At 68.2% G+C, this 4,532-nt stretch carries 4 protein-coding genes; all 4 read right to left on the bottom strand.

The window, feature by feature from the left end; all coding sequences use genetic code 11:
- Positions 1-319: 319 nt before the first annotated feature.
- Positions 320-1,213 carry an exodeoxyribonuclease III gene (locus Q0568_RS15145; protein ID WP_298867988.1) on the bottom strand — a complete coding sequence of 298 codons (894 nt, stop codon included), beginning with the start codon at positions 1,211-1,213 and terminating at the stop codon, positions 320-322.
- Between the two features lie 9 nt (positions 1,214-1,222).
- The gene (locus Q0568_RS15140) at positions 1,223-2,341 is read right to left on the bottom strand and encodes a YihY/virulence factor BrkB family protein (RefSeq protein WP_298867987.1); all 1,119 of its coding nucleotides are present in this window, start codon (positions 2,339-2,341) and stop codon (positions 1,223-1,225) included.
- Between the two features lie 20 nt (positions 2,342-2,361).
- Positions 2,362-3,123 (bottom strand): succinate dehydrogenase iron-sulfur subunit, encoded by a 762-nt coding sequence (locus tag Q0568_RS15135; RefSeq protein ID WP_298867985.1) that lies wholly within the window; start codon positions 3,121-3,123, stop codon positions 2,362-2,364.
- 2 nt (positions 3,124-3,125) lie between these two features.
- The coding region (locus tag Q0568_RS15130) for an FAD-binding protein (RefSeq protein ID WP_298867983.1) at positions 3,126-4,532 on the bottom strand (1,407 nt) is incomplete at its 5' end.

The following is a 4,532-nucleotide window of genomic DNA, read 5'->3' as shown; positions in this document are numbered from 1 at the left end:
CATCGCCCGCGAGATCTACTACGTCCTCACTGCTTGACATCCATAGGAGCATCCCTGCGCATCGACTCGAGCGCGAGTCTCCTGGCCCTCGACGATGGTCTGCTCGACCAGCCTGGCGATGGTGGCCAGCGTCGGCTCAGGACTCTGTGAGGTGTGCGTCTCTTCAGTCATGATCGTCACGATTCTCCCCTCCGGTGCGGTCGGCTCGCGTGTCAGCGCGACCGGTGTCTTCGACGCTACCTCGTGACTGCGGGGTCAGCGAGCGGATCCCCAACAACGGGGGATAACTCGTTAAAAACCCAGTTCTGTGCAGGAGGAGTCAGTACGCGTAGTCGACGATCACCGGGGCGTGGTCGCTCCAGCGCTCGGCGTAGGTGGCAGCGCGGGCGACCGTGTACCCGCTGGCGCGCGCCGCCAGCGGGGGAGTGGCCAGGTGGTAGTCGATGCGCCAGCCGCTGTCGTTGTCGAACGCCTGCCCGCGCATGGACCACCACGTGAACGGGCCGTTCACCTCGCCGTGCGCGGCGCGCCCCACGTCGATCCAGCCCAGGCCTCTGCCGCCGGCCTCCGAGGCGTACGGGCGGGTGTCGCTGAGCTGGCCGACCATGCCTCGTCCGATGCCCTCCTGCCCGGTGACGGGCTCGCCGGCAGCGCCGAGGAACCGGTCGAAGTAGGCGCGCTCCCGCGCGAGGAAACCGGACTTCTTGACATTGCCCTTCCAGTTCAGGATGTCCAGTGGTCGGTGCCCGACGTTGAGGTCACCGGTCACCAGCGCCTGCGCCCCGCTCGCGCCGAGCTGCAGCATCCGCTCTGTCATCGCGTCGAGGAACTTCCACTTCTCGACCTGCTTGGGTGTGTCGGCCTCGCCCGAGTGCACGTAGGCGCTCACCACGGTCAGCGGTTCCCCGCCGAGCTCGAAGTCGGCCTCCAGCCAGCGCCCGGCGGAGTCGAAGTCGTCCGGGCCCAGAGCGGTGCGGGACGCCAGTGCGGGCGTCCTGGAGACCACGGCCACGCCGGCCCGGCCCTTGGCCGTGGCGGCATCGTGCAGGATCGACCAGCCGGGGAAGGCGGCCTCCAGGTGCTCGTCCTGACCGCGGACCTCCTGAAGCGTCAGGATGTCGATGCCGGCATCGTCCAGCCAGCCGTGGATGCCGTTGCGCACCGCCGCTCGGATGCCGTTGACGTTGACGGAGGCGATACGCAGATGGGGCATGGTTCCAGCCTAACGATGGGTTCCGACAGTCACGCCGGTCACGTCGGCCGCGGCCTGCTCCCAGTCCTCCTGCGCGACGCGCAGCTGGGCGCGCTGCCGCTTGCGCTCCCACCACCGCGCCCGCGCGAGTTCGGCCGCGGCATCCTGCAGCCTCGCACGAGCGAGCCGCTCGGCCGCCACCAGGCGCGCGCGGGCGAGCGCTGCGGCATCCGGGCGCTCCAACGGCTCGTCACGGTCGCCGGCGCTCACCGCGATCCAGGTCGCCGCCAGCAGGATGACCGCCGCGACCAGTCGGCACCACAGCAGCAGCGCGATCGTGACGGCGAAGGTGGCCAGCAGGGGATTGCCCGGACTGCGCGTGAACAGCAGCCCCGCGCCCAGCTGCAGCACGGCGACGGCCGTCCCGCCGATCGCTGCGCCCGGCCAGATCGTGCGCCAGCGGATCGTGGTCCCGGTCAGGAATCGCACCAGCAGGGCGATGGTCGCGATGTCGATGGCGACGATCACCACGATCGAGGACACCGACACGGTCCGTCTGATCGCGCCGTCCGGCAGACTCCAGCCCAGGAGATCGGTCAGCTGCGTGAGCGCCCAGACACCGACGATGCTCAGCACGCCTCCGACCAGCAGCGCCACGCCGAACATCAGCGCACCCAGCGCGTCACGCAGCTTGAGCCCGACGAAGCTGCGGGTGTCGAACGGCAGGCCGAAGATGTCCCGCACCGCACGGCGCGTGAACGTCACGGCGCCGACGGCCGTCCAGATCGCGACGGCGATGGCGATCACGCCGGTGGAGAGGAACGCTCCGCCGGCATCCTGCACGATGTCGTGCACGTCGTCGGCTGACGCGATGCCGTCGGGGCCGATGATGCCGGGCAGGTAGCTGTTGGCGAGTTCGATCAGCACCGTCACGGCGCGTTCGCTGCCGCCCAGCCACAGCCCCACGGAGGCGAACGCCACGTACAGCAGCGCGAACAGGGCGAACAGGCCCTGATAGGCCATGCCCGCCGAGAGCAGGAAGCCGTTGCGGCGCAGGAAGCGCCGCCAGACGCGCACGGGGAAGAGAGCCGCGGCGCGCTGGGCGAGGACGAGCGCGCGCCCGGCCGAACGAGTCAGTCGGGCGCGCATGGCGTCGGATTCCGGGATCCTCAGCGGCGCCCGCTGCGCAGGATCGCCTGCTTGACCTCGGAGATCGCCTTGGTGACCTCGATGCCGCGGGGGCATGCCTCGGTGCAGTTGAAGGTCGTGCGGCAGCGCCACACGCCCTCCTTGTCGTTGAGGATGTCCAGGCGCACGTCGGCGGCGTCATCGCGGGAGTCGAAGATGAAGCGGTGCGCGTTGACGATCGCAGCCGGGCCGAAGTACTGCCCATCGGTCCAGAACACGGGGCACGACGAGGTGCACGCAGCGCACAGGATGCACTTCGTGGTGTCATCGAAGATCGCGCGGTCGGCCACCGACTGGATGCGCTCCTTGCCCTTCTCGGGCTTGGAGTTGGCGATCAGGAAGGGCTGCACGGCACGGTAGGAGTCGAAGAACGGCTCCATGTCGACGATGAGGTCCTTCTCCAGCGGCAGGCCCTTGATGGCCTCGATGTAGACGGGCTTGGAGATGTCCAGGTCCTTGATCAGCGTCTTGCAGGCCAGGCGGTTGCGGCCGTTGATGCGCATGGCATCCGACCCGCACACGCCGTGCGCGCAGGAGCGGCGGAAGCTCAGCGAGCCGTCGATCTCCCACTTGATCTTGTGCAGGGCGTCGAGCACGCGGTCGGTCGCGTACAGCTCGACGTCGTAGTCCACCCAGTGCGGCTCGGCGTCCTTCTCGGGGTCGAAGCGACGCACGATGAAGGTGACGAGGAACGTCTGAACCGGAGCCTCTTCGGCAGGTGCCTCTGCGACGGCGTTGGACATGCTCAGTACTTCCTCTCCAGTGGCGGGTAGTTCAACTCGCCCTTCTCATTCTTGGTGAAGACCACGGGCTTCCACCCGAGCTTGATGTGGTCGGTGGCATCCGAGGAATGCGGGTCGCCGACCAGGTACGCCATGGTGTGGACCATGTAGTTCTCGTCGTCGCGGTTGGGGTAGTCGTCGCGCATGTGGCCGCCGCGGCTCTCCTTGCGGTTGCGGGCGCCGTAGACGACGACCTCCGCGATGTCGAGCAGGAAGCCCAGCTCGACGGCCTCGAGCAGGTCGGTGTTGAACCGCTGGCCCTTGTCGTCGACGTGGACGTTCTTGTAGCGGGCACGCAGATCCTCGATGACGTCGAGCACGTGGGTGAGGGACTCGTCGGTGCGGAACACCTGAGCGCCCTTGTCCATCTCGGTCTGCAGCGTCTTGCGCAACGTGGCGATCCGCTCGGTGCCCTGGTTGTTGCGCAGGCCCTCGATCATGTCCTTGACGAACGCGGCCGGGTTCTCCGGCAGCGGGAGGAACTCGACGGTCTTGACGTACTCCACGGCGTTGCGGCCCGCGCGCTTGCCGAAGACGTTGATGTCCAGCAGCGAGTTGGTGCCGAGGCGGTTCGAGCCGTGCACCGAGACGCACGCGCACTCGCCGGCGGCGTACAGGCCGGGCACGACGGAGTCGTTGGTCTGCAGCACTTCGGCGTTGTTGTTGGTGGGGATGCCGCCCATCGCGTAGTGCGCGGTCGGCATGACCGGCACCGGCTCGGTCACCGGGTCGACGCCCAGGTAGGTGCGGGCGAACTCCGTGATGTCGGGGAGCTTGGTCTCCAGGACCTCGGCGCCCAGGTGCGTGCAGTCCAGGTACACGTAGTCCTTGTGGGGGCCGGCGCCGCGCCCCTCCTGGACCTCCTTGACCATGCTGCGCGCGACGATGTCGCGGGGGGCGAGGTCCTTGATCGTGGGGGCGTAGCGCTCCATGAAGCGCTCACCGGACGAGTTGCGCAGGATCGCGCCTTCGCCTCGGGCGCCCTCGGTGAGGAGGATGCCGAGGCCGGCGAGTCCGGTCGGGTGGAACTGGAAGAACTCCAGGTCCTCCAGGGGGAGGCCCTTGCGCCACAGGATGCCCACGCCGTCTCCGGTGAGGGTGTGCGCGTTGGAGGTGGTCTTGAAGATCTTGCCGAAGCCGCCGGTGGCGAAGATGATCGCCTTGGCAGCGAACACGTGCAGCTCGCCGGTGGCGAGGTCGTAGGCGACCACGCCGGAGATCTGGGTGCCGCCGTTCTCGTCCTTCGAGGTGAGCAGGTCGAGCACGTAGAACTCGTTGAAGAAGTTGATGCCGAGCTTGACGCAGTTCTGGAACAGCGTCTGCAGGATCATGTGACCGGTGCGGTCGGCCGCGTAGCAGGCGCGGCGCAC

This window comes from uncultured Microbacterium sp. (assembly GCF_937927635.1).
Lineage (GTDB): Bacteria > Actinomycetota > Actinomycetes > Actinomycetales > Microbacteriaceae > Microbacterium.
The sequence above is the reverse complement of the archived record's forward strand: the minus strand, read 5'-3'. Positions and strand labels throughout refer to the sequence as shown.